2 protein-coding genes are annotated in these 2,252 nt (G+C 49.6%); one reads left to right on the forward strand and one right to left on the reverse strand.

Going from position 1 to position 2,252, the window contains the following annotated elements; genetic code table 11:
* Positions 1 to 41 precede the first annotated feature (41 nt).
* Positions 42 to 440, forward strand: coding sequence for a single-stranded DNA-binding protein (locus tag JF818_RS14125; protein ID WP_198892620.1), 399 nt, complete (start codon positions 42 to 44; stop codon positions 438 to 440).
* 559 nt (positions 441 to 999) lie between these two features.
* On the opposite strand, the gene JF818_RS14130 is transcribed toward JF818_RS14125, so the two are convergent.
* Positions 1,000 to 2,252 (reverse strand): monomeric [FeFe] hydrogenase (locus JF818_RS14130; protein WP_198892621.1); only part of this gene is annotated, 1,253 nt, incomplete at its 5' end.

The raw sequence follows: 2,252 nt of genomic DNA on the forward strand, positions 1-2,252 counted from the left end.
GTGCATGGAGGGGAAGTTGACCTATGGGGTCAGGAGGATCTATGAATAATTTGAACTCAGTATTGTTGGAAGGAAACCTTGTAAGGGACCCTGAGCGTGTGGAACTCGGGGAGAATACAAGCGCGATGACAAAGTTTGCAATCGCTGTTAACAGGTTCTTTCGTAACGCAAAAGCAGAAGCCGTGGAAGAGGTGATGTTCATCAACGTTCAGGCATGGGGAACGCTGAGTAAGAACTGCATGACTTATCTACAGAAAGGAAGGGGAGTGAGAGGGGTTGGAAGACTTCGCCAAGGGCGCTGGCCTGACAAGGATGGAGGAAACCGGAAGCGCATCCTCGTGGTAGCTGAGCATGTCGAGTTCAAGAAAGAGCCAAATACCACTGCCAAGGCAGATGAGCGTGAAGAACTTGATGAGATTGACCAGGAGATTGCATTCTGAGCGTATCGAACTTATGTTGATTCTTTTGCCTCCTCTTGAAAAGACAGGGGAGGCCGTACCTTTTGCAGTGGCAGTCGAGTAGAAAGTGACTACCAAACCGTACACATAAAGGTCTAACAAGATATATATCTTCAGGTTTGTGGATTTTTTGGAAGTTCTACCCGGTACCTGAAATCGTCAAATCACTCGCTCAGTGCCCTAAAGTGACACTTTCTGAGGAAAATATGACAGTTCTTCCTGGTACCGATATTTCCCGGTGGTCATGACTCCTGAGAATGCTTTCTGAGTGAGGCTTACTTATATAGAATCCACCATAGAGTGAGTAAGAATTTAAAAGCAGAATAAAATCGTCAACAACTGTTGAGCACAACCCGGTGACAAAATACCAACCGTTGACGATAGGCGGGTAGGCATCTTGAGTAGAGAAGGGAATCAAGTTTAGCTTGCCTAACAACAATGCGAGTAAAAAGATAGTGCACAGGATGCAGTGACCCATTTACGAAACTGATACCTTTTATGAAAGAAGATGGCTAGAATTTAGTATCAGTGCATGGTTTTATTAGCTCTCGATTTTATCACACAAGGGAAACTCGAAGGGTGCCGATGAAGCAAACCTTGCCACGTGCCGTGCCGCCGTGGGAGGTGAAGCCAATGTACCGGGACCGCCTACGCATCCTCCGGGACATGCCATTCCTTCCACAAGATCCGGACAGGTACTACCTTTGTCGATATGTTTCAGCATCTCAAGACAATCGGAGAGGGTGTCTGCTTTTTCGAAGCTGATGTCCGTTATACCGAACTTCTCTTCTGCTGTCCTGATGATCGCATTCCCGACTCCCGAAGCATTCGCATATCCGCGCCCGAGTATGCTCGCGTCCTGAATGGCAGGACTCTCCCCGATTGTCGAGAGATCAATCTCGAAGGCAACGAAGAGCGCCGCAAGCTCCTCGAAGGTCAAGACATGATCCACATATCCCGACACTTCGGTGGTGAGTGCCTCATACTTCTTGGCAATGCATGGTCCGATGAAGATTACCTTCGCATGTACATCGGATTCCTTGATCTTCTTCGCCGTCTCCACCATCGGTGTATAGCTGTCGGCGATATTTTCCGCCAGATCCGGATAGGAATTTCGTGCGGTCAAGACCCACGAAGGGCAACAGGAAGTTCCAAGAAATTTTCCCTGTTTGGTTGTGTATTTTTCGGCGAGTAGGATTGTGTCGCAATCCGCGCCATAGGCGACTTCCATCACCCGGTCGAATCCCAGACGCTGGATGCCGGCAAATATCATTTCCGGTGTCACCTTGTTGCCGAACTGCCCGGTGAATGATGGTGCCACGATCGCATGCAGCTTCGGGGAAGTCGTCTTCCGTTTCCGTTCCATGAGGGAGAAGGTCACCTGGACAATCTCCGATTTGTCGGAAATGGCGGCGAAGGGGCAGGATACTGTGCATAGTCCGCAGCTTACGCAAATATCTTGATGGATACGGGCATACCCTTCCTCATCCGAATCGATTGCATCCACACCACACGCCTCGGCGCAGGGACGTACTCTCCTGGTAATGGCGGCATAGGGGCATACTTGGACACATTTCATGCATTTTATGCACTTCTCCTGGTCTATGAGTGCTTTTCCCTCAGGGAATGAAATGGCGTTTCTCGGGCATACGATCGAACATGGATGTGCCATGCACGACTGGCATCCGTCGGTGACGATAACCTGATCCTCGGGACATTTCTCGCATGCGGCGCGGATGACGTTGACCAGGGGAGTCTCGATGATCTTTTCACTGGTGAAGGCCTTTTCGATTC

The organism is Sphaerochaeta sp. S2 (assembly GCF_016406725.1).
In the GTDB taxonomy this organism is placed as follows: Bacteria; Spirochaetota; Spirochaetia; order Sphaerochaetales; family Sphaerochaetaceae; genus Sphaerochaeta.